The following is a 22,819-nucleotide window of genomic DNA, read 5'->3' on the forward strand; positions in this document are numbered from 1 at the left end:
CCTATGAAAAAATTATCAATCGCAATACTTTCCGCTTTATTTGTTACCGCTTGTACTTCGACTAAACAAGCAGAAAAGACAGCAGAACCACAAACTACAACCAAGGTGAACAAAGGAATCGATCGCTCGGTGAGACCTACGCCAGGTCCTGCACCTACAGTGAAAATCACTAAGCCAGAAGAGTTTAAATTAGCCAATGGATTGCATGTAATGGTGGTAGAAAACCACAAATTGCCATCTGTGAGCTTCTACTTATCTATGGATAATCCGCCATTGTTGCAAGGAGATAAAAAAGGAGTTTCTCAAATGCTAAGTGCTATTATGGGGAACGGAACTTCAAAGATTTCCAAAGACGATTTCAACGAAGAATTAGAGTTCTATGGAGCCAATGCCAATGTGTATGCTTCTGGAGCCAGTGCAACTACGCTTACTCGCTATTTTCCTAAAGTATTCGATTTAGTAATCAGTGCAGCATTAGACCCTCGTTTGTCTAAAACTGAATTTGAGAAAGAAAAAGAAAAAGCCTTAGAAAATATTAGAATTTCTGAGAAAAATGTTCAGAAAGTGGCAAACGACCTTCGTTCAGCTTTGGCATTTGGTAAAGATCACCCTTATGGTGAATTTACAACTGAAAAAACATTGCAAAATGTTACCTTCAACGATGTGAAAAACTATTATAATAAATATTTTTCACCAGAAAATGCATATTTAGTCGTAGTAGGAGATGTTACTTTGGCAGAAGTAAAGAAATTAGTAGAAAAAGATTTAGCCTCTTGGAAGCCAAAAGGCATCAAAAAAGTAAATTATGCCAAACCACAAAATTTACCAAATGTTCAAATCGATTTCATCGATATGCCAAATGCGGTGCAAACAGAAATCGCTGCTTTGAATGTGGTAGATTTAAAAATTAAAGACAAAGATTATTTTGCAGCCGTTTTAGCCAATAAAATTTTGGGAGGTGGAGCCGATGCAAGATTATTTGCTAATTTAAGAGAAGCTCACGGCTGGACTTATGGTGCTTATTCAGGAATTTCTCCAGACAAAGAAATCGGGAACTTTACAGCAACAGCAGCTGTGCGTAACGCCGTGACAGATAGTGCCGTTGTAGAAATGATGAACGAAATTAAGAAAATCGGAAAAGAGCCTGTAACGCAAGAAGAGCTTGACAGAGCAAAAGCTACTTACATTGGTTCTTTTGTGATGAATGCACAAAAACCTAGCGTGGTTGCTAACCAAGCATTACAAATCCAGGTTCAAGGATTACCTGCCGATTTCTACGAAAACTTTATCAAAAACATCAGTGCTGTAACTTTAGAAGAAGTGCAAGCTGCGGCTAAAAAATATTTTGGAGCAGAAAACTCTCGAATCGTAGTAGTAGGGAAAGCAGAAGATGTTTTGCCAGGATTAGAAAAATTAGGTTATCCAATTAATTTCTACAATCGTTTAGGCGAAAAAACTGGAAATCCACTTAAAAATCAAGTAGCAATTCCTGCGGGACTCACTGCACAAAAAGTTTTAGCAGATTATGTGCAAGCGATTGGTGGAGCTCAAAAAGTGAAAAACATTAAAAGTGTAAAAGCTGCCTTTACATTAGAAGGAGCCGCTCCACAACCACTTGAAGGAGAAGTTTTATACTACGCGCCAAACTTAGAAAAAACTGTTCTTAAAATGAACGGAGCCGTAATCGTTACCACCATTTTCGATGGAAAGGTTGAGAAAACTTCTGGCATGATGGGGAATTCAGAAAAATCTGGAAAAGATGTAGCAGAAAAATCTGCTAAAAAAGGAATTGTACCTCAAGCATTTTATACAGATAAAGAGGCTAAGCTAGTAGGCACAGCTACTATTGATGGAAAATTAGCTTACAAAGTTGAAGTGCCTGTGGGAGATTTAAAAACTTATGAATACTACGATGCCAAATCTAAATTATTGGTGCAAAATAGTGTTTCTGTAGATACACCACAAGGTCCGATGGAAATTATCACCTCTTACAAAGATTATAAATCTGTAGATGGAGTGAAATTTGCATTTGTTGTAACGCAAGAAGTAGCAGGGCAAAAAATAGTAACTACCATGAAAAACATGGAGGTGAACAAAGGCGTAAGCTTAGCAGATTTTAAATAAAATCATTTTTTGTAAAATACACATGGAGCGTCTTTCTTTATCGAAAGACGCTTTTTTGTTTTTGGATTAAAAATTTAAAACAATTAATTATATTTGTACTAAATAAAAATCACAAAATGGCAGAACTTACAAATCAACAAATACACGATTTGGGCGAAGAAATGGTAAAGGTATTTAAAACCATTTATGATCCAGAAATTCCAGTAGATATTTACGAATTAGGCTTAATTTATGATGCGCACATTAGCACAGCGGGCGAGGCTAAAATCTTGATGACGCTCACTACGCCCAATTGTCCCGTAGCCGAGTCGCTACCAGCCGAAGTAGAAGAAAAAATCGGAAATATCGACGGTGTAGAAAAAGCAACTGTGCAAATTACATTTGACCCGCCATGGTCGCAAGAGTTGATGAGCGAAGAAGCAAAATTTGAATTAGGAATGTTATAATTCTCAACAAAAAATTATCTATAAAAAAATAAACACATGATTACACAATTTGAATTTTTAGGACTAGAACTTGGCTTAGGAGCCATATTGTTCATCATCTTTGTCCTTAGTTTTTTTGGACTTTGGTTCATCGTAAAGCAACAAACCGCCGTAGTGGTAGAGCGTTTGGGGAAATTTCATAGCGTAAGAAATTCAGGTTTCAACTTGAAAATCCCTTTTGTGGATCAAATCGCTGGGCGTGTTTCGTTGAAAATCCAGCAATTGGATGTAGTGGTAGAAACTAAGACTAAAGATGATGTATTTGTGAAATTAAAAGTATCTACACAATATTTAGTAATAAAAGACAAAGTGTACGACGCCTTTTATAAATTAGACGATCCGCAATCACAAATTACCTCTTACATCTTTGATGTGGTGCGTGCCGAGGTACCAAAATTACGATTGGACGATGTTTTTGAGAAAAAGGACGATATTGCTATTGCGGTGAAATCTGAACTGCAAGAAGCTATGAACGATTATGGCTATGACATCATCAAAACTTTGGTGACAGATATTGATCCAGATGAGCAAGTAAAACACGCGATGAATCGCATCAATGCCTCTGAACGCCAGAAAATAGCAGCACAATACGAAGGAGATGCTCAGCGTATTTTAATCGTGGAGAAAGCAAAAGCCGAAGCCGAGAGTAAACGCCTCCAAGGGCAAGGGATTGCAGACCAGCGAAGAGAAATTGCTAAAGGTTTAGAAGAATCTGTAAATGTGCTAAATAGAGTGGGGATTAATTCTCAAGAAGCGTCTGCACTTATTGTGGTAACGCAACACTACGACACGCTCACCGCAATGGGCTCAAGCAATAAATCAAATTTGATTTTGTTGCCTAATTCGCCAAGTGCAGCAGGAGATATGTTGAATAACATGGTGGCTTCGTTTTCTGCGGCTAATGTGATAGGCGAGGAGATGAAAAAGAAAACACGCGAAAATATCCAAGATTCAGATATTTTATAAAGCTAAAAAAAGATGTATTATAAAGAAAGTCAGCTCGTGCGAGCTGACTTTTTTCGTTTAATATTAAAGTTATTTATCATTCACCCAATTCAATCGGTCTGCATTGTTGAACTGCCAAGGAGCTCCGTTGTTCTCTATATTTTGCATCATGTGATTAAGTTCCGTAGGGGCTTCCGATTTTTCCATGACCAAATATTGTCTCAGATTGATGATGATTGAAAGCGGATCAATCTCAATAGGGCAAGCTTGCGTACAACCATTGCATGAGGTGCAAGCCCAGATTTCTTCGGCAGAGATATAGTCGCCAAGTAGCGTTTTGTTATCTGGCACAAATTCCTTGTTTTTATCGATATTTTTGCTCACTTCTTCCAATCGGTCGCGCGTTTTCATCATGATTTTTCGAGGCGAAAGCTTTTTGCCTGTGAGGTGTGCGGGGCATTCTGCGGTGCATCTTCCACATTCGGTGCAGGTATAGGCATTCAGCAGTTGTACTCGGTTTAAATCAAAAATATCATTAGCCCCAAAAGTCTCAGTACTTGGCTCTGGCGTAACCGAAAACGGATCAATATTGGGATCCATCATGAGAGCTACTTCTTTTTTTACGCTTTCAAGATTGTCTAATTCGCCTTTTGGTTGCAATTTGCTATACCAAACATTAGGGAAGGCAAGCAAAATATGCAAGTGCTTTGAATAATATAAATAATTTAAAAATACTAAAATTCCCAAAATATGAAACCACCACGCAGTGCGTTCAATGATGAAAAGTGTGGTTTCGTTTAAGTTTTTAAATCCAGAAAATAGATATTTTGAAATAGGGAAACTTCCTGCTAAATCAATGCCTAGGATTTGGTGCAGATAGAAATCGGCGGCGTTCATACACAGAAACGCAAGCATTAGAAAAAATTCGATGATTAAAATAAGATAGGCATCTGTTTTAGGGAAACCTTTTAAAATTTTAAATCGCTGGATAGGTAATAATTTTCTTCGGACAAAAAAAAGCGTTACGGCAATAAGTACCAATGCTGCTAAAATCTCAAATCCGCCAATCAAAACATCGTAAAAACCACCCATGAATCCAAAAGCTCGGTGGGAGCCAAAAAGCCCATCGATTATGATTTCGAGCAGCTCTATATTGATAATAAAAAAGCCCAAGTACGCTGTGATGTGTAATATCCCAGCGACAGGGCGAGCCATCATTTTTGATTGCCCAAGTGCTATAAGCATTGTTTTTTGCCATCTTTTCCTTTTGTGGTCGCTACGATTGATTTTTCTACCGAGCCAAATGTTTCTTTTGATTTTTTTTACATTAAAAACGAAAAATCCGATTCCGCACAATAGGGCTATGGCAAATAGAATTTGGGCAAGCATTTTCTTATTTTATAGTATCTTTTACTCTAATTTTTTTTCCGAAAATTGAAAACTGAATGTATTTGTCTGGGCGTTCTTTTAAATCAGTTAAAAGAGTATTTAAACTTTTGGTAGTTTCGTTGAGGTTGTTGTAAAACGCAGGATCGTTTATAAGCTTATTTAGCGTTCCATTGGAGTTGTCTAGTTTGGTTAAAAACTGTTTCAGTTCTTGAGAACTAGATTCTAAATTTGCCAATGTTTTTTCAAAATTAGCCGCTTCAATTTTGTCGGCAACATCACCATACTTTTTAAGTGTAGAGTTTGCGGTGGACATCACATTGTTGGCGTTTTGAGAAAGTTGTTTCACCTCGCCGTCAATTTTATCTGCAATTTTTGTTGTGGATTGAATAAGGGCGCGAGCACTATTGGAAGTGGCTCCAAGAGATTGAATGGTTTGGTCTAGACTGGCTAAAACATGTTTTAAATTTTGATTGGTTTCTTCGTCTGCCAAGTTTCCAAATCTGCCCAAAGTAGCATTCAGAGTAGTGAGCACGCTATCGAGCTTGTTTTGAGTGGGTTGCAATTTGTTTGATAACATGGTCATGAGAGACTGCGTATTTGCAGCAACGAGCGTGTCGCCACTTTGGGCTTCTGGACCATTGTAATCAATGTTTAGTTTTATTTGCTTTCCAGCCATTAAGCCAGGTTCGTAGATTTCTGCTACTGTATTTTTAGAAAAGTGTAATTTTTTATTAAGTATCATTTTCACTACAAAATAAATATCTTCTTTCCCCTCTACGATTTTAATATCTTCTACAGTTCCCACCTTTAGTCCGTTCACATTCACAGGCTTGGTAGGGAGTAGCCCGTCCACATTTTCGTATACTGCATAGTAAATCTGCCCAGAGGTAAAGAAGTTTTTACCATTTAGGAAATTAAAAAGCCAATAAAATAGGACGATACTCACAACGGAGATTAAACCGATTTTTATTTCCTTACTTATTTTCATATGCTACTATTTAATTTGCAAAAGTATAATTTATCGTGTTATAAATCGTGAAAAATGATGATATTATTTTATACTGTCATTAGTAAACTCAACTACAAAAGCGTCTGGGAATCCTCTGGCTTTTACATGGCGTAGGTTGGCATCGCTTTTAGATTTAAAAGATGTTTTCCCGTAAAAGTATTTATAAATGCCATTATCTTTTAAAACTTCAACATTTGTGAGCCCTTTCAATTGGGGAGCTCCCTGCCTGAAACTTCTTTTGCTCGTTAAAAATTGAACTTTAAAAACTTTTCCTGCTACGGGTTTTTCTGGTTCTATTTTAGGTTTTTCAGCTTTTTTTGTCTCGTTTACATTGTTTACACCTCGTCTTAAATCCCACGCTTTTTTATACGCTTTTATGGCATTAAAGATAGATTCTGCGGTTTTCTCTTTTCCCTCATCGGAGGCAAGATACTTCCCTTCTTCAGGGTTGGTAATAAAGCCAATTTCTGTAAGAATAGAAGGCATGGCAGTTCTCCACAATACGATAAAACCAGCTTGCTTTACACCTCGGCTAAATCTTTTATCTTTATTAATATAGTTATCTTCAATGTATTTAGCCATTTTTAAGCTATTGTCTAGATGCGTGTTTTGCATTAATGTAAGCCCAATGAGAGACTCGGGCGAGCCATTGAAGTTTTCATATTTCTCTTTGTGATCATCTTCAAGCAAGATTACACTGTTTTCTTTTTTTACAATACTGAAATTGGAATTGGCTCGTTTGGGATCAGAGCCTAAAGCATAAGTTTCTGTGCCAAAGGCGCCAGGACGAGCCGAATTGCAGTGAATTGAAATAAAGAAATCTGCATGATTCCTATTGGCTATATCGGCGCGTTCTGCTAGGGGGATAAAAACATCTGTTGAGCGAGTATATATTACTTTTACATCGTTTTTAAAATAATCTTTCACCAATTTTCCCACACGCAGGGTAACATCAAGGGCTACATCTTTCTCATTGGCTGCTACACCTCGTGCTCCAGTATCATGCCCGCCGTGTCCAGCGTCTAGTACCAAAACAAACTTGTCATTTCGCTTTTGGGCTTCAGCGTTTGGGAAAAATAGAAAAGTTAAAACTATGATGAGTAATGTTTTAGAAATATTTTTTAGAATAAAATTCATATAAGCTTGTTTTTTTGTGTATTTTTGAACCCAATTTGAGACAAAAATAATAATATCGCTTGGAATATAAAGTATTTAATCGGGTTATTCGTATAATTTTAATATTTATTTGTGGGATTAGTTTCGCTCAAAAGGCGGCGAGTACCCCGAAAAATAAAAATGAAAATAAAAAAAATGTACAAGACTCGGTGCGTATCGATTCGGTGAGTAGTAACAAGAACGCACTACAATCGGTTGTAGACTACTCTTCTGATAATGTATTTCATGATTTAAAGAATAAAAAATCTTATCTAGAATACGATGCCAAGGTGCACTACACAGATATTGATATTTCTGCCGAGTTTATAGAAATAAATTGGGAAACGGGGGAGCTTTTTGCCGAAGGTAAGAAGGATTCCATCGGGCGATTGATTAAGCCAAGTATCTTTAAACAAGGCGAAAATACGATGGAATACGATAATTTTACTTATAATATTAAGACCAAAAAAGGGACTGCTTCCAACATTCGCACGCAACAAAATTTGGGTGGAGATAATGGCGTAGTGGTGGCTAAATTGGTGAAACAATATAGCGATACGGTTTCGGGATTAAGAAAAGTGGCTTTCACGACAGATGAGTATTTCATCAATAAAAAAGATTCTGTTGCAGATTATCATTTAGAAGCCGAAGTGGCTAAATTCATTCAAGGAAAAGATCGAAAAGTGGTAACGGGACCCGTTTTTATGAAAATCTATAATGTTACCACCCCTTTGGCATTGCCGTTTTCCTTTATCCCGATGGGGACAGATCGTAGCACGGGGCTTCTTTTGCCATCTTTTGGAGAAAGGCAAGATGTGGGGTTCTATATCCAAGGAGCGGGAATTTATGTTCCGCTGGGAGATTATATGGACATTACCTTTACGGGAGATATTTTTACCAAAGGAAGTTATGGCTTGCACACACGCTCCCAGTACAAAAAGCGATATAAATTCAGTGGAGATTTTAGTTTTGATTGGGAACGCAGAGTTTCAGGTTTTAAGGGATTAAGCTCTTATTCCAAGACAAAGCTATACCGATTATACTGGTCGCACAGGCAAGATCCTAAAGCCAATCCTAATTTGATTTTCTCTGCCAATGTAAACTATACCAGTAGCACATTCTATCGCGAAGGATTGAGCAATTATAATTTAATCTCTGGTAATGTTTTGCGCAATACGGCACAATCGTCTATTTCCATAAACAAGACTTTTCCCAACACGCCTTTTAGCGGAAGTTTAAACCTTTCGCATAGCCAAATGTTTGGCGGTAGTGGCAATGGGGAGCAAAATCCTGTAACTTTCACGCTCCCTGCATTGGTGGTAAACATGAGTCGTATTTACCCTTTTGCTCCCAAGGTAGGCACCAAAAAGGGATTGCTGGAAAACATTGGTATGACTTATAACTTTAATCTCCAAAACTTAATTCAGACCACAGAGGAGAATGTATTTACCAAAAAAATGTTTGATGACGCCAAAAACGGAATCAAGCATAGTTTAAGCTTCAATACAGGAACTACGATTTTCAATTATTTCCCAGTAAGTTTTGGAGGGAATTATCAAGATGTTTGGTATTTAAAGACTATAAAAAAATGGTATGATAAAGCGGCTCATAAAGTAGAAACCAAAGATGTAAACGGTTTTTCTACCTTTAGAACTTTTGGAGTAAACACCAGTGTCCAAACAACATTGTACGGAATTAAAGTATTTGGCTCGGCAGATGATAATAAAATGATCAAAGCCATTCGCCATGTCATCTCACCAAGCGTGGGCTTCAGCTATACGCCAGACTTTAGTGCACCATCATGGGGCTATTACGATTCGTATATCAACGAGCGTGGCGAGCAAGTTTTGTACTCCAAATTTGAAGGTGGAATCTACGGAAGTCCCTCAAGAGGCTTGAGCGAAAGTTTGAATTTAAGTATCTCAAACAATTTAGAGATGAAAATCCGTTCAAAACAAGATTCTACGGGCGTTAAGAAAGTTAAAATATTCGATTATTTAAACCTTTCTACCAGCTATAATTTTGCAGCCGATAGCTTAAAACTAAGCCCGATTAGCATTAACGGAGCAACGAGTGTTTTAAACAATCAAATGCGTATCAACTTCAGTGCAACGGTAAATCCTTATCAAGTACTAGTAAACGAGCAAAATCCATATGGCGTGCGCATCAACAAATTCGGGAAATTAAATGTAACTAATTACAACATTGGGCTAAACTACTCGCTCAACGATAAAACCTTTGGCGATAGAAAAATAGATTACCCTCGTAGGGGAGCCATCCGAAATGATGTCTACTATTTTGACGACCAAGGCTATGCACAATTTCTCACCCCTTGGAATTTATCTTTTGGGCTAAATTATAGTGCCAACAAAAACTTGCGTGGAGATGTGAACAAAACCACCTCGCTCAACATTAGTGGTAGGATTGCGCCAACGCCTTATTGGGACATTTCAGGAAGCACCAATATTGATTTACAAACGGGGCAAATCAGCTATACGCGTTTGGCACTTACCAGAGATTTGCGTAGTTTTAGGATTAATTTCAGTATGGTGCCGTTTGGAATGTACAAAACTTGGAATTTCTTTATCGGAATCAAAGCTAATTTCCTAAGCGATGCATTGAAATACGAAGAACGAAACTTTAACTCTGGTAGACAACCCGAGTTTTAGAAAATGATATAAAAATTAATTTTTTTAATTAAAGAAAAGAAAAATGAAAAAGGTAAACACAACTAATGCCCCAGCGGCAATTGGGCCATATGCTCAAGCGGTAGAACACAATGGAATTTTATTTGTTTCAGGGCAAATCCCTATCAATCCAGAGAATGGCGAATTGTTACAAGGAATTGAGGTAGAAACACACCAAGTGATGAAAAACCTTCAAGCCATTTTAGCAGAAGCTAATACAGATTTTTCTAAAGTAATCAAGGCAACTATTTTCTTAAAAGATTTAAACGATTTTGCAACAGTAAACGAAATTTACGGTTCATATTTTTCCGAGGGTAATTACCCAGCACGCGAGTGTGTTCAGGTAGCCAAATTACCTAAAGATGTGAGTGTAGAAATCTCTGTAATCGCAGCAGTTTAGTCAAATTTAGCTATAAAATGTTTGTAAGAAATACCTTAGCCATTCTCGCAGGTTTATTCGTTTCTTTAGCATTGATTTTGGTAGGAATAACCATGAACAAAGCTTGGTTTAGCGAGCTTTCATTCATTGACTTAGGAAACAAAAGCAATGTGCTACTTTATTGGAAAAGCGTGATTTACCACGCGCCCAATAATTTCTTCATCGCCTTGCTCATCTCGTATGGCGTAGCGAGCACCGTGGGAGGAGTGGTAACGGCATTGCTCGTGAAAACGGCTAAGCAGGCCTATGCCATGCTCATAGGTTTTATTTTGTATGCGGTGGCAATTATCGATATTTTATTTGTGCATGGTCACCCCGCTTGGTATAATGTTTTAATCTTTTTTGTATTTTTCCCATGCTCATGGCTTGGCGGAAAAATCGTAGATTTAATCGAAAAGAAATAAAAAAATGCAACGATTCTACCAAACCGAAAAACTAGAAGTAGGTTGTGATGAAGCGGGGCGTGGTTGTTTAGCGGGGCCCGTGGTCGCGGGTGCCGTGATTCTGCCGCCAGATTTTAAAAATTTGGATTTAAACGATTCTAAGCAACTCAGTAAAAAGAAACGAAATCAATTGCGTGAAATCATTGAGCGGGAAGCCTTGGATTGGGCAGTAGCTTTCGTAAGTCCGCAAGAAATCGATGAAGTCAATATTTTAAACGCCAGCATTCTTGCCATGCATCGTGCGATAGATAAATTAAGCCTAAAACCTGAATTTATCGCAGTAGATGGCGATAAATTTAAAAATTACCAAAATCTCCCACACCAATGCTGCATTAAAGGCGACGCCAATTACATGTCTATCGCGGCGGCTTCGATTTTAGCCAAAACCCACCGAGATGAATATATGGAGAAACTGGCTCAACTTTTTCCCGAATTTAATTGGGATAAAAATATGGGCTATCCCACCAAGGCATACCGAGCGGCCATCGAAGAATTTGGAGCCACTTTGCACCATAGATTAAGCTTTAAACTTCTACCGCAACAGCTTAAATTAGATTTATAAAAGCCTAAGCGCGTTGCAAAGTAAAAAGACTGATTTCTGGCGGAACATTGAAACGAATCGGGTAGGAGCACCCTAATGCACGGTTGATGTAGAGCGTTCTACCGTCTTCCAAATCAATTTTTCCTGCCGAATATCTTTTGTTTTTTACGGGCAAAATCGGTGGTGGCAAAAACGGTGCTTTGCATTGTCCGCCATGGGTATGCCCCGAAAGAATCCAGCCGTCGTAGCCTTTCCAGATTGGTAAATCGCACACATCAGGGTTGTGACAAAGCACGAGATTGGCTTGGTCCAAATTTAGATTTTCAAGTGTTTTTTTAGGTTTAAAGTTAGTGCCCCATAAATCATCAAAACCATAAAAATTCAGATTTTCGATTGCGGTGCTCTCATTTCTTAAAACCTTGATGTTTAAGGATTCTAAAGTTTTTGCAACTTTGTCGCCTTCTTCTGCTTCTTGAAAATTTTTACCATAATCGTGATTGCCCAAAATCGCAATAGTCCCTAACTTTCCATACACGCAATGTTTCATCGTATCGAGCAAGAGCGGGTACAAAATCTTATCGTGGTGCGTCGTTACATAATCGCCCGTATATACCACAAAATCAGGATTATATTTTTTAGCTTTTTTAAAACTTTCCACAATGTATTTTGGGTTAAATCTTTTCCCAATGTGGATGTCGCTAATTTGCATCAAAGTCTTGCCTTCTAATTCGGAAGGTAAATTTTTAATCGGCATGGGGGTGTGCGTAAATTCCAGTTGATACGGTGCCCATTGCCATGTGTAAAGCCCCGTGCCAAGCCCGATACCTGCCAATCCTAACCCTGTGGTAGTGAGAAATTTTCTACGATTCATATTTTTACGATTTATAGAGCGAACTGCCATCTATGTATTCAAATACTTCTGGCGGAAGCAAACATCGTACATTTTTGCCCTCTTTGATGCCTTTTCTTATCGCCGTAGCCGAGATTTCTACCACGGGCGCGTCTTCTACTCGGTAAATGCGATCCATGGGAACTTGCGGAGTCGCTACATCTTGATGAATGCGTGGATACACGAAAATATCGTAATTTTTAACCAAAAAATCTGCATTTTTCCATTTGTGGAGATTGGTCAAATTATCCTCGCCCATGATTAAGCAAAATTCATTTTTAGGGTATTTTTCCCTCAACACCGCCAGCGTATGCGTGGTGTAATTTGGCTGAGGCATTTCAAATTCAATTTTGCTGGCTTGCAGATTGGGGTAGTTTTCAATGGCGCGTTCCACCATGTAGTAGCGGTTGTTGTCATCGGCTAGCGTGTCATTTTTCTTAAACGGACTGCGTGGCGTTACCACAAACCACACTTGGTCTAGCCCGCTGTATTGCTGTATATGATTAGCCAAAATTAAATGCCCCATGTGAATGGGGTTAAAGGTGCCGAAAAACAATCCTATCTTCATCTCAACAAAATTTAATTAAAATCAAAGGCTAAAATAATTCAAAAAAAATTAATTTTACCCTGTGAAAGACGGAAAATCCTATACCATAGCCGAAATTAAAGAAAAAATGGCGCATTATTGTGCCTATCAAGACCGTTGCCATTGGGAAGTGGAGCAAAAGTTGAAAGAGTTTTTTCTCATTCCCGAAGCCAAAGATGAGGTGATTTTGATGCTGATGCAGCATAATTTTTTAAATGAAGAAAGATTTGCGCATAGTTTTGTGCGTGGAAAATTTAATCAAAAACAATGGGGCAGGCTTAAAATCACGCAAGAATTAAAAAAACGAAACATCGGCACGCGATTAATCGATGAAGCTTTAAAACAGATTGATAATCAAGATTATTTAAATGCTTTAACTGATTTAATGGAAAAAAAAGCCAACCGCATTACCTACAAAAATGAATACGACAAGTGTATCAAACTCACCCGCTACCTTATGCAGAAAGGCTATGAATATGAGTTGATTAAAGAATGTTTAAACGATATTTAAAGCTCTACAATATCAATGTCCCAAGTCATTTCGCCCAAATCAAGCATGGCATTGATAAAACCGATTTTTTGATATTTTTGAATGTCTTTTTTTTCGATTTTTTCTTCGGTGATTTTGCCTTCTTTTAGCAATCGCTGGCGGCATGTGCCGTTGAGTAAATAAGTCTTGGGCGTCACCCATTTTTTGCCATCATAAAACACCAAATTGGCGTAAGAAGAATCCGTAATTTGGTCGTTTTTCACGATGATGATTTCTTGTTCTGGTTTATCATCATTCAATCCGTTGAGTGCCTTGCGATCAAGAAATTTAAAATCATACGAAATATCATTTTTTGTCACCACTTTGAGCGATGTGATTTTTTTGGGCGTGTAAGGCGAAATTTCAAGCGAATAGCCTTGGTCTGAGTACACCATTCGTGCTTTAAATAAACCTTCCTTTGGAATGATTTGCTGCCTGAAAATTTGCTCCAAATCTAAAACTTCTGCCTTTGGGGAAAACTTTTCAAAAGTTTGATTCACACGCTTTTGGTGTTCTGCGAGATGGTAGATTTTGTGATTTTCGATTTTAATGCTTTCTAAAAAATCCATATTTGAAGGTTTTTTAAATGGGTAAATAAATTTTCTCGTAAATCTCTTGATATTCTTCGCGCCAATCGCTTTGTGCGGTAACGCCGCCACCGCTTTTGTAAAAATACGAATTTCCTGTTTTTTCTATAAATCGAATCATGACGCCCGTGTCGAGCGCATCGCCGGAGAAATACCCGCAAATTCCCGTGTAGTAGCCACGCTCGTAGTTTTCAGCTTCGGCAATGATGTCCAAAGTTTTCTTCTTTGGTGCGCCACAAATGGAGCCCGCAGGCAGTAATTGACCCAAAATATTGCCTAATTGATTTTGCCAATTTTGGGGTAAGTCTCCTTTTATTTCTGAGCTGGCTTGCAAGATTTTGCCTTTTTGCGTTTGAATTTCATCAATAAATCGAAATTTGGTAACTTCTACATTTTTAGCGATTTGGCTGATGTCGTTGCGCAATAAATCCACGATGGTAAAATGCTCGGCAGTCTCTTTGGGGTCGTTCAGTAGAACATTTTTGGCATTCGGGATTTCAGCGTTTATGGTACCTTTCATCGGGTAGGTGTAGAGCGTATTTTCTTGGATTTCGATAAAAGTTTCAGGCGAAAAACATACCCACTCATCTTGGTACAGCACTTTGTATTTAGCCTTGGCTTGCAGAAAAATTTGGGCTAAATCTAATTTATTTTTCAATGCAGTGCTAAAGGTTAAATTCACTAAATAAGAATCGCCGTTTTGCAAATGATTGGCTACAATATCAAATTGATTTTTAAAAGATTGTTCGCTCAGTGGTATGAAATCCAATTCTTCCAAAATCGGATTTTGGGCAATTTTTGGAGCGTGTTTTTGGGTTCGAAACTCAAAATAAATTTCGTTTTCATGCCATTTATCATTTGTAATGATTTCGGCGTTTTGAGTTTTGTAATCTATGATAAAAAAAGCGGGCGTGCGTTGCGTTCCCACTTCGTTCAATCGCTGAATCCAATCGGCTTTGCTCTCTAGTTTCATTTACCCAAAAGTAAGGATTTTTTCTTGATTGAAAATTTATTTAGCCATAAAAAAAACGCTAATCTTCAATGACGAAAATTAGCGTTTTTAAGTATTTTTTAATTATAATTAAATTCCGATTTCGACTTGGAAACGGGCATACCAATTGTCTTTTTTCTCTCCGTTTAGGAATTCAAAATTGTTTTTGCTCACCTCAAACTGAACTTTGAATGCGTGTTCCCAAATGTATTTAGTTAAACCCAAAGAAAACTGATTGTGAATAGGTTGCCATTGCTGAATCTCTTTGTTTGGCTCGTTGTGCGAGTAGCGTCCGATAATTTCCCAGTGGCTTGGGAATGTGTAGCTTAGCTGCCCGTCGTAACCATAGCCCGCCAATACATATTGCGATTTGCTGCGGTCTGCATTGTAAGTGATTGGATCTTGGGTGGTGCGGTTCATAAACGCTGCCATGGCAGACCAGCCGTTGTATTTAAGCATAGCATCTAAAAGCAAGGCGTTTAGATTTCTTTGTTCAAAAAGTGTTTTTCCTCTTTGCCCCTGTGCCTTTATCGCATTTTGGTTGAAATGATAAGTCCCGCCCAAATAAAGTTTTGGCGAGGTTTCTCTCATTAAATCTCCCTCGAAAAATTCACCTTTTTTCTTGAATTTCCCCAGCGGATACAATTCCACTCGCCCAGTATAAGCCAGTCCGTCAGTCGGTTCGTTGAAATTTCTCCCGCCTCCTGTGGAAATGACACCTTTTAGATTATAGCCAAATTCATTTTCTTTTAAATGAGAATAAATCGCTTGGAACCCAAAATCACGATCGATGTTGAACATCGCATTGTTGATAGAGCGATCGGTTAAGTCCAACGCACCAGAGGAGTTGTTTCTTTGGCGGTTGCCAGGCAGCTTGGTTTGTCCAAAGCCAAAAGTCCAATGCTCGTTGGCTCGGTAAAACACCACCGCGTCTCTTATGATGTTTATGTATTGCCCATCTTTGGCGCGTCCCACATCTTCTGGTGCAAACGACAATTGAATGGCGTAGAGGAATTTAGGGTTGCCCACATATCCATCAAATCTTAATCTCAAACGGCGAATGGCTCCTTGGAATTGCACGGGCTCGTGGTCTTCGAAACGAGCTTCTAGTCGGTTTTGCATTCTAAAACGCAAATTCAATTGAAACAAGCTGTCTGGCGAAGTGATCCCAATGCCTTTCCCGAAATTGTAATAGGGCAGAACATCAAGGTGCACTTGCTTGGCGATGGCTCTGATTTTGGTAGAATCCTTGTCTGAAACTACGAGTACTTTTTCTTGCGCATTTGTCCAAACGCACGCGATGAGCGTGAGGAGGCTCAAAACTTTTTTCATTTAGCTATTAATTTTACTTCTGGGCAAAAGTAAAAAAAATAATATTAATAGAATGTTAAGTTAGTGTTTTGAGCGCAGAGAAATTTAAAAGTCGTGCAAGTGCTCTAGTTCTGTCTCAAAGAAAAGCACGCGATTGGCAAATTTAATCATGATTTCGTGTTTTAATTTAGGCGCAAAATCTTTTAGGTAAGTAGCCAAAAGATTGTCTTTTTCTTCTAATTGAAGAGAATAATTCTTTGAATTGGGGTCTTGCTGAGCGCAAATTTTGGTAAGCCTAGCTTTGCCAAAGCAATTGGTTTCTTGCAACTTCTGGATATGCTCATTTTTGAGCCAATCTAAGAAATCATTTTCTACGCTATTTTCTACAATAAAAGTTATGTTATAAATTTTCATGTTTAGGTGTAAAAAGGAAATTATTTTGCCGTCCAAAGGTAGCAGAATTTTTATCTCGTGGCAAATTTAATCTTAATTTTAGGGGATTAGGAGTAACTTATGGAAAGGAAAAAACAAGCTGAGTAAAACAGCATTTTTTTCTTGATAAAGAGAAGTGTCACAATTTTAACAGCTTAAAGGCTTGTAGTTTCTAAAACATTTTATAGCTTTGCCCCTGTCTATGAAACAGTGTGTGCAACATATAATGAATTATGATAAGTTTAACAACTTTTTCTTGCATAGTTCAAGAAAAAGTGTAAACACACACACACACACACACACACACACACACACACACACACACACACACACACACAAATATATACCTTATAATATAGTTTGTCTGTTTGCTTGTGCAAATGCTTCTTTCCTTTATTTAAAAACCAAAAATATTGTTGCTGGCTTGTTGCTAGCTATACTATATTGTATAAAGAGACTAAAGCCAAAGTTCCGTTTGGGAGCATTGGCTTTATGTTTATCTAAAAATAAATGTTTTTGCAGTGTCCCACACTGTAAAATACTTTTTTTCATATACTCTCGTGGAACGCGCTTCCTAGTAGAATGTTTTTTTTCATACTTAATTTTTCTAGCGAAACCGTTAGGAAAGTTGTTATGTAATGTTCGCTATGAGAATAGCCGACAATCGTTTTTAAGTTTTGGCCTTGCTGTGGAAATCCCCTAACTCCACGGTAAGGCTTTTTTATGAAAACAAGGGGAACAAAAAATTAATAACAGAGATAAATATAAACAGAATAGAAACTTTTTAAAATTAAATTTTATGAAAAAGACAATGTTAAGCTTAGGAGTATTCGCCTTGTTAGGCTTGAGTACCCAAGTATTAGGGCAAGCAGTGGTGGATACTGCAACGCCAAGCGAGTCTCTAAAAGAAAATGCAGTAGGAATAAACACCAATGATCCTACCGCAACCTTAGATGTGGATGGAGGTGCGCGTGTAAGAAAAGCGAGAGCTGCCGTATTGCCAGAGTCTAAAGTAAAAGCCACCGAGATTTTGGTAGTAGACAAAGATGGAAACTTATTGCGTTTGCCAATTAGTACCACCACATTACAAGAGTTAGTGGGGTCTACTTCGGGAAGTGGTACACAGCCAGGAGCAGCAAGTAACACAGGTGTTGTAGATAAAAACTTTAAAGCGCGATTTAATCAGAAGGTTACAACTGATTATGATTGGACAAATAATGGAGAAGGCTTGGTGAATTATTATGAATTTACTTCTAAAGAAAGTCCTTTTTCATTGCCTGACCCTAAAAAGCATCAAGGTGCAATTATCCATTTTAAAAATTCTATAGGTGGTTCTATTAATTATGGTGGTGAAGAAGGGATAAATTATCCAATGGGAACAACAGGAATTACAGGTTCATCAGCTCAGATTGTTTGGTCTGATGGAAATAAATGGTATTTAATAGGAGGAAGAAACTAATCTAAAATAAATAATATGAAAAAGATATTTATAACAGCAATAATGCTTGGGATAGCCTTGTCTGCTAATGCTCAGGTATTGACAAATGGCTTGCCAAAAGCTCAGTTATTGGACACTAATTATTTTCTAGATGCCAGTAATTTTCAGGGAGAGGCTGACCTCTCAACAGGAAAACTATTAGGTTTTCCCAAAACAGACTTAACAAAGTTTAAATTTAACTTGGATGTAGTAACCGATGAGGTAGTGCTTTCAGGTTTTGATGGCGTGGTAGTCTATAATATGGCAAAAGGAACCACAGGAAGTGATGCCGCTACACAGGGAAAGCAAGTATCTGTAACACCAGGATTTTATTATTTTTCTAATCCAAACGGAGCAGAAACTCAAAGTGTAGCTAATGGGCAGTGGGTGCGTTTAGGCGCTGATGCTGTAGCTGGCACTACTTTAGGCACTTTGCCAAAATACACCACAACAGAAAGAGACAAGCTAAAAGGAGTAGAAGAAGGAAGCCTTATTTATAACACGACTACTAAACAAGTAGAGGTGTATAATGGTACAGGTTGGGATACCGTATCTGGTGTGGCTACCACCAACCCAGGCGGAGGTACACTAGTATCTCCAGGCACAGGTGTAACGCCTCCAGGTGGAGGAGTACAGCCGCCAAGTGCTGGCAGTGGACAGCAAGGCGGTGGCAGTGGACATGCTACGATTGCGCCGTCTCAGCAGGTGTATGTGCCCTCTTTACAATACGGAAATTCGGAATATCAGGGGTATATAGATAATACGACTCATAAAATTACAATAAAGATACCATATACTAATGGAAACAATATCGCTTATGAGCAAGTAGATTATACAGTATCTACCAATGCAGATGCAGGGCAAGATGGCGATGTAAATCAATTAACTTTGTATATACCTTCCGGAAGGTTTAATTCAGGGGGAGGGGTAATTACAGGAGAAATTATCGTTTCTGGGACAGACCAAAGTTTTAAAGTGAAAAAACAAACCTTGACAAATGGTGGCACAGAAATGGGGAAAGCCTTAATCGCAAGCATTCCGATTAAATTAGGAGATGTATACCATACGGTGAATGTGGAAGCAATAAGCGGTATCCCAGACAAAAACTTTAATGTAATGACCAATGGCAAGTACGAGCATAGATTTATCTATGTGCCTGTAAAAGGTAGAGACGACAAGTTGTGGTTGAATAATAACTTAGGGGCTAATTACGCCAATGTAGACCACCCAGCCTTTAACCCAGTGCAGGGGCTAAGTCATTAAGAGATGAAAATGCTTATGGTTCGCACTTCCAGTGGGGTAGAAAAGCCGATGGGCACGAGCTTACCACTTATACTTCTCCTACCAGTGGTTCTATGACCCACCCTAACATGCCTTGGTACAGTAACGACCAATTACAGTCTTACACCAATCCATGTCCTGCGGGTTATCATGTGCCTACAAAAGAGGAGTGGGAGGCATATCAAAATTTACTTCCAAGTAAAAATGCACAAGCTTGGCAGTCTGATGTGTTGCACCTCACTTATGCGGGCGATAAGCTCGCTGGACGATGGGATCCAACTCCAGGCAATCCTAGTGGCTGGTACTGGTCCTCTTCTCCGCACGATAGTTCCCGCGCGTGGTACTTGCACTTCAGTGATAGCATTAGCCGCACCTACAATCACTACAATCGCAGCGATCGTTACTGGGGGCGCCCGTTGCGCTGTCGCCAGGATTAGCGAGGGTTCAATTCCCTTCTTTTTAAGAGAGGGGTGCTTGATAGAGCGTGGTGTTTTTCTGTTCATTTTGGCTTGACCCAAAGTCTTGCGAAGACTTGGAGCAAGAGTATGTGAAACGAAAAAGTCAAGAGCGAAGGCAGCGGTTTGCCTAGCGGCACGGGGTTCGCCTCCGCTATTTGAAAGCTAAAGCTTTCAAGTTCGCTATGGAGGCTCTCCCTAAACCTGCCTTCACTCACCCAACTCACGCAAGCTCAAACAAAGCGAAGCGTTACCGAGCAAGTGCATGGGCAGTAGGCGGAGCGGTGCGCGTCCGAGAGACAAGCCTTGGGAGAAAGGGAGGCAAGCCCGCGGAGTCCTACGGTACGCAGTAGCCCATTTCTCTTGCTCTTGACTCACATACTCCGCTGTCGCGGACTTTGCAACTTTTTTCATCAAGGAAAAAAGTTGGTTGAAAGAAGAAGCCTGCAAAGGCACTTGTAGAAAGACTTTGCAGGCTTTTTTATTCCCTTATGAGGAATTAGCCCCACAAAAAGAAGCATTTAATATATGAATAACAAATAGGAATATGAATCATAAATAAGAATTAACAATCAAAAAATAAGAAATTATGCCAGTAAAATACAATGTAGTGGAGCGCAAGAATCCGCAGAAGAGAGAAGAGCCCGGCAAGTGGTATGCCAATGCTAAGGCAGATGGAGATATTAGTCTTAAAGAAATCGCCGAGGAGATTTCTGGCGGTTCTACCACGGTGAGCGATACCGATGTTTTGGCAGTGCTCAATGAGATGATAAAGACTTGCACTCGTCATTTATCAGATGGTAAAGTAGTGAAGTTTGGGGAGTTTGGGAATTTCCAAGTCAGCCTTACCAGCGAAGGGGCAGTGTCGGAAGAAAAGTTTAGCCCTAACTTGATTAGGGGCAACAAGATACAGTTTCGCCCAGGCGATGCACTTCGCAAAATGCTCAAAACCGTGAAATACGAGAAATATAGCAAGAAGTAGTCTTGAGCCATTTTAAGGTATGAAAGCCCTCACTAGTGAGGGCTTTTTTTTGTGTGTGTAAAAGCTTCTTACCTCAACACGAAGGCTCGCGCGACATTGCGGGAGCGTTTGCGTTCATTCGCGGGATAGTTCGCGTGTGCAGATGGGAGCGTTCCCGTCGCACGACGGGAGCGCTCGCATAGAGAGGGGCTTTTCTTTAAGGCTTCTTAGTTCTTTTTATTTTTAGATTGTTTGATGTTGATTTGTGTTTTTATTAGAAGAAATGTAATGAGGCTGAAATATATTTTTATTTTTCTTGTAAAATATATTCAAATTTGCGAACTATTTTAGTTATTTTATTATAGGGTGTTAGAGTTTCTATAAGTGTAATATGATTGTGATATTGTATGAAAAAGAAATGGTTTAAAATATTAATTTGTGGATTCAGATAGTTTGAGTTCAAGAAGTCCCGACAGGAAGGGTAGGGATTAATGTAGAACAGCCTTTGGCTACCTTAGAGGTAAAGGCATCGGAAAAATCAGTATACCAATGAGGGGATCATTGCGTCTAAACTAAAAAAAAAGCAGCGCGTGGCAGATATTAGTGTGCCTGTGGAAGGAACTCTGTTGTATGTAGAAGATGTGCAATATGATGGGGTGAATGAAAAGGTGAGTAAAATAGACGAGAAAGGATATTATTTCTATAACGGAAGACGCTGGGTAAAGTTCTCTGACCCTCATGGAGAGCGAGCCCTGTGGTGGCATTTGGGAATGGGCGTGCCAGCTTGGGAGCAATTAGGGCGAGAGCCTATATTTTATTTCAGTCATGGTCTTATTAAAGGGAAAGGGAATAAAATTTCGTTGTATGGAGATTTCTATAATGTAGAAACAGGGAGCCCTATTTTGTGTGAGAGTTATCAAGGAGCAGGCTTGCCTTTGCTAAAAGTGAGAGCCAATTATGCCGAAGTTGTTGCACCTGCGCAAGACATAATGAAATACTTGCAAGGCGAAAAAGAATTTTTAGTAAAGAAAGAAGAAGTGGAATCTTTGCATGCTAATTATGAAGTGTATTCGGATCGAACCAAGGTAATGACAGGATGTGCTAATCGTTCGGATTTAATGGTGAGGCTAGGCAACTTAATCGCAGTGAAATACTGAGAATAATCAATGTTAAATTTTATGTGTAAAGTCGGAGGCAATTTCAACAGAAATTGTCCCCGTTTTTTGTGTGAATGATGTGGGGTTTTTTAAGTGAAGAATTGTGAACTTTTTTTGCTAAATTTTAGTAATCTTGTGAAATGAATTTCATTTTTCTGAAAGTAATTGCTTGAAAGTGTGTTGTGTTTGTAAAAAATGGGGTATTTTTGCGCGCTTAAATAAAAATAAGGTATGAGAATAATAGTATACAGCGTAATTTTAATTAGTTTTATCGCGCAAAGTGCAAAAGCACAAGTAGGAATTAATACAACAGAGCCTAAGGCTACCTTTCACATAGAAGTGAAAGATCCCGATGAGCCAGATTCTTCTGCAGGAATTTTGGTGCCGAGAGTTACTCAAAATCCCGCAAGTGGAAACGAGAAAGGACAACTTATCTTTAATAAAACAGATAATCAATTTTATTTTTGGGATGGAGAAAAATGGGCTCCCATAGTAGCCCCTTCGGGTGAGGTGAAGGTTTCAGGGGCTTCTTATTTTATGGATACTAAGGCTGGGGCTCCCGTTGAAATAAGCCAAAATTCATCAGAAACAACAATTCCCAATACTCAGATTGATTTTGAGTTAAAGACTAGCAAAGATGTGCAATTTACTTCGGCGGTTAACTTTAAGGGGAGAAGTTCTGCTTTTGCCCCATTGTTTAAGATAAAGCTTACTAACGTAGAAGACCAGACGGAGCAGATAATAGATAAGGCATCTAATACTTTTTTATCTGATGGTATTTCAGACTATTATGGGAATTTACAACTTTTAGCCATCAAAAAACTTCCGGCGGGAAAATACAGAGCCGAGGTTTCTGCTTACTACAACGATTGTTGCAATTTTAATTTTACTTATCGCGTAGGGGGCGAGGATACTCCGGTGAGTTTGCTAGTACAATATAAATAAA

Annotated in this window: 23 protein-coding genes; 14 read left to right on the forward strand and 9 right to left on the reverse strand. The window is 38.7% G+C overall.

Annotated elements, in window-relative coordinates; all coding sequences use genetic code 11:
- Positions 1 to 3 precede the first annotated feature (3 nt).
- The 3 genes from ORNRH_RS08640 to ORNRH_RS08650 all read left to right on the forward strand — a co-directional run bounded on the left by ORNRH_RS08640 (position 4) and on the right by ORNRH_RS08650 (position 3,575).
- The gene (locus tag ORNRH_RS08640) at positions 4 to 2,124 is read left to right on the forward strand and encodes an insulinase family protein (RefSeq protein ID WP_014791470.1); all 2,121 of its coding nucleotides are present in this window, start codon (positions 4 to 6) and stop codon (positions 2,122 to 2,124) included.
- A gap of 116 nt (positions 2,125 to 2,240) precedes the next feature.
- A complete protein-coding gene (locus tag ORNRH_RS08645; RefSeq protein ID WP_014791471.1) occupies positions 2,241 to 2,570 on the forward strand; it encodes a DUF59 domain-containing protein in 330 nt (109 codons plus the stop codon).
- Between the two features lie 36 nt (positions 2,571 to 2,606).
- Complete coding sequence (locus tag ORNRH_RS08650) at positions 2,607 to 3,575, forward strand: SPFH domain-containing protein (RefSeq protein ID WP_014791472.1); 969 nt, start codon at positions 2,607 to 2,609, stop codon at positions 3,573 to 3,575.
- A 69-nt stretch (positions 3,576 to 3,644) separates the two neighbouring features.
- Here the strand turns inward: ORNRH_RS08650 and ORNRH_RS08655 are convergent, their stop codons facing one another.
- The 3 genes from ORNRH_RS08655 to ORNRH_RS08665 all read right to left on the reverse strand — a co-directional run bounded on the left by ORNRH_RS08655 (position 3,645) and on the right by ORNRH_RS08665 (position 7,089).
- Complete coding sequence (locus ORNRH_RS08655; protein WP_014791473.1) at positions 3,645 to 4,943, reverse strand: (Fe-S)-binding protein; 1,299 nt, start codon at positions 4,941 to 4,943, stop codon at positions 3,645 to 3,647.
- 4 nt (positions 4,944 to 4,947) lie between these two features.
- Entirely contained in the window at positions 4,948 to 5,931 is a 984-nt protein-coding gene (locus tag ORNRH_RS08660) for an MlaD family protein (RefSeq protein WP_014791474.1), read from the reverse strand.
- A 63-nt stretch (positions 5,932 to 5,994) separates the two neighbouring features.
- A complete protein-coding gene (locus ORNRH_RS08665) occupies positions 5,995 to 7,089 on the reverse strand; it encodes an N-acetylmuramoyl-L-alanine amidase family protein (RefSeq protein WP_014791475.1) in 1,095 nt (364 codons plus the stop codon).
- A gap of 59 nt (positions 7,090 to 7,148) precedes the next feature.
- On the opposite strand from ORNRH_RS08665, the gene ORNRH_RS08670 reads away from it, so the two are divergent.
- Genes ORNRH_RS08670 through ORNRH_RS08685 form a run of 4 tightly spaced genes read left to right on the forward strand, consistent with a single transcriptional unit; the run spans position 7,149 to position 11,238 of the window.
- Positions 7,149 to 9,776 carry a putative LPS assembly protein LptD gene (locus ORNRH_RS08670; RefSeq protein WP_014791476.1) on the forward strand — a complete coding sequence of 876 codons (2,628 nt, stop codon included), beginning with the start codon at positions 7,149 to 7,151 and terminating at the stop codon, positions 9,774 to 9,776.
- A gap of 43 nt (positions 9,777 to 9,819) precedes the next feature.
- Positions 9,820 to 10,194 (forward strand): RidA family protein, encoded by a 375-nt coding sequence (locus ORNRH_RS08675; protein ID WP_014791477.1) that lies wholly within the window; start codon positions 9,820 to 9,822, stop codon positions 10,192 to 10,194.
- 17 nt (positions 10,195 to 10,211) lie between these two features.
- Positions 10,212 to 10,637 carry a hypothetical protein gene (locus ORNRH_RS08680; protein WP_014791478.1) on the forward strand — a complete coding sequence of 142 codons (426 nt, stop codon included), beginning with the start codon at positions 10,212 to 10,214 and terminating at the stop codon, positions 10,635 to 10,637.
- Positions 10,638 to 10,641: 4 nt separating this feature from the next.
- Positions 10,642 to 11,238 (forward strand): ribonuclease HII, encoded by a 597-nt coding sequence (locus ORNRH_RS08685; protein ID WP_014791479.1) that lies wholly within the window; start codon positions 10,642 to 10,644, stop codon positions 11,236 to 11,238.
- Between the two features lie 4 nt (positions 11,239 to 11,242).
- Here the strand turns inward: ORNRH_RS08685 and ORNRH_RS08690 are convergent, their stop codons facing one another.
- Complete coding sequence (locus tag ORNRH_RS08690; protein ID WP_014791480.1) at positions 11,243 to 12,088, reverse strand: metallophosphoesterase; 846 nt, start codon at positions 12,086 to 12,088, stop codon at positions 11,243 to 11,245.
- A gap of 4 nt (positions 12,089 to 12,092) precedes the next feature.
- Entirely contained in the window at positions 12,093 to 12,674 is a 582-nt protein-coding gene (nadD, locus tag ORNRH_RS08695; RefSeq protein ID WP_014791481.1) for a nicotinate (nicotinamide) nucleotide adenylyltransferase, read from the reverse strand.
- Between the two features lie 61 nt (positions 12,675 to 12,735).
- Between nadD and ORNRH_RS08700 the strand changes: the two genes are divergently transcribed.
- Positions 12,736 to 13,203: a regulatory protein RecX gene (locus ORNRH_RS08700; RefSeq protein ID WP_014791482.1), complete on the forward strand. Its 468-nt coding sequence runs from the start codon at positions 12,736 to 12,738 to the stop codon at positions 13,201 to 13,203.
- Here ORNRH_RS08700 and ORNRH_RS08705 read toward each other — a convergent pair.
- The 4 genes from ORNRH_RS08705 to ORNRH_RS08720 all read right to left on the reverse strand — a co-directional run bounded on the left by ORNRH_RS08705 (position 13,200) and on the right by ORNRH_RS08720 (position 16,524).
- Complete coding sequence (locus tag ORNRH_RS08705) at positions 13,200 to 13,790, reverse strand: aminotransferase class IV (protein ID WP_014791483.1); 591 nt, start codon at positions 13,788 to 13,790, stop codon at positions 13,200 to 13,202. The genes ORNRH_RS08700 and ORNRH_RS08705 overlap by 4 nt on opposite strands.
- Before the next feature lie 13 nt (positions 13,791 to 13,803).
- Complete coding sequence (locus ORNRH_RS08710; protein WP_014791484.1) at positions 13,804 to 14,781, reverse strand: aminodeoxychorismate synthase component I; 978 nt, start codon at positions 14,779 to 14,781, stop codon at positions 13,804 to 13,806.
- A gap of 108 nt (positions 14,782 to 14,889) precedes the next feature.
- Positions 14,890 to 16,131, reverse strand: coding sequence for a porin (locus ORNRH_RS08715; RefSeq protein ID WP_014791485.1), 1,242 nt, complete (start codon positions 16,129 to 16,131; stop codon positions 14,890 to 14,892).
- 84 nt (positions 16,132 to 16,215) lie between these two features.
- Positions 16,216 to 16,524 (reverse strand): DUF4286 family protein, encoded by a 309-nt coding sequence (locus ORNRH_RS08720; protein WP_036601909.1) that lies wholly within the window; start codon positions 16,522 to 16,524, stop codon positions 16,216 to 16,218.
- A gap of 817 nt (positions 16,525 to 17,341) precedes the next feature.
- Here ORNRH_RS08720 and ORNRH_RS08725 point away from each other — a divergent pair.
- The 6 genes from ORNRH_RS08725 (at position 17,342) to ORNRH_RS08750 (ending at position 22,818) form a co-directional block, all read left to right on the forward strand.
- Complete coding sequence (locus ORNRH_RS08725) at positions 17,342 to 18,001, forward strand: hypothetical protein (protein WP_014791488.1); 660 nt, start codon at positions 17,342 to 17,344, stop codon at positions 17,999 to 18,001.
- Between the two features lie 15 nt (positions 18,002 to 18,016).
- Positions 18,017 to 19,282: a hypothetical protein gene (locus ORNRH_RS11680; protein WP_014791489.1), complete on the forward strand. Its 1,266-nt coding sequence runs from the start codon at positions 18,017 to 18,019 to the stop codon at positions 19,280 to 19,282.
- Positions 19,283 to 19,374: 92 nt separating this feature from the next.
- A complete protein-coding gene (locus ORNRH_RS11685; RefSeq protein WP_052040749.1) occupies positions 19,375 to 19,737 on the forward strand; it encodes a fibrobacter succinogenes major paralogous domain-containing protein in 363 nt (120 codons plus the stop codon).
- Between the two features lie 607 nt (positions 19,738 to 20,344).
- Positions 20,345 to 20,737, forward strand: coding sequence for an HU family DNA-binding protein (locus ORNRH_RS08740; RefSeq protein WP_014791490.1), 393 nt, complete (start codon positions 20,345 to 20,347; stop codon positions 20,735 to 20,737).
- Positions 20,738 to 21,306: 569 nt separating this feature from the next.
- A complete protein-coding gene (locus ORNRH_RS08745) occupies positions 21,307 to 21,873 on the forward strand; it encodes a hypothetical protein (RefSeq protein WP_014791491.1) in 567 nt (188 codons plus the stop codon).
- 231 nt (positions 21,874 to 22,104) lie between these two features.
- Entirely contained in the window at positions 22,105 to 22,818 is a 714-nt protein-coding gene (locus ORNRH_RS08750) for a hypothetical protein (RefSeq protein WP_014791492.1), read from the forward strand.
- Position 22,819 lies beyond the last annotated feature (1 nt).

Source organism: Ornithobacterium rhinotracheale DSM 15997 (assembly GCF_000265465.1).
GTDB classification, from domain to species: Bacteria; Bacteroidota; Bacteroidia; order Flavobacteriales; family Weeksellaceae; genus Ornithobacterium; species Ornithobacterium rhinotracheale.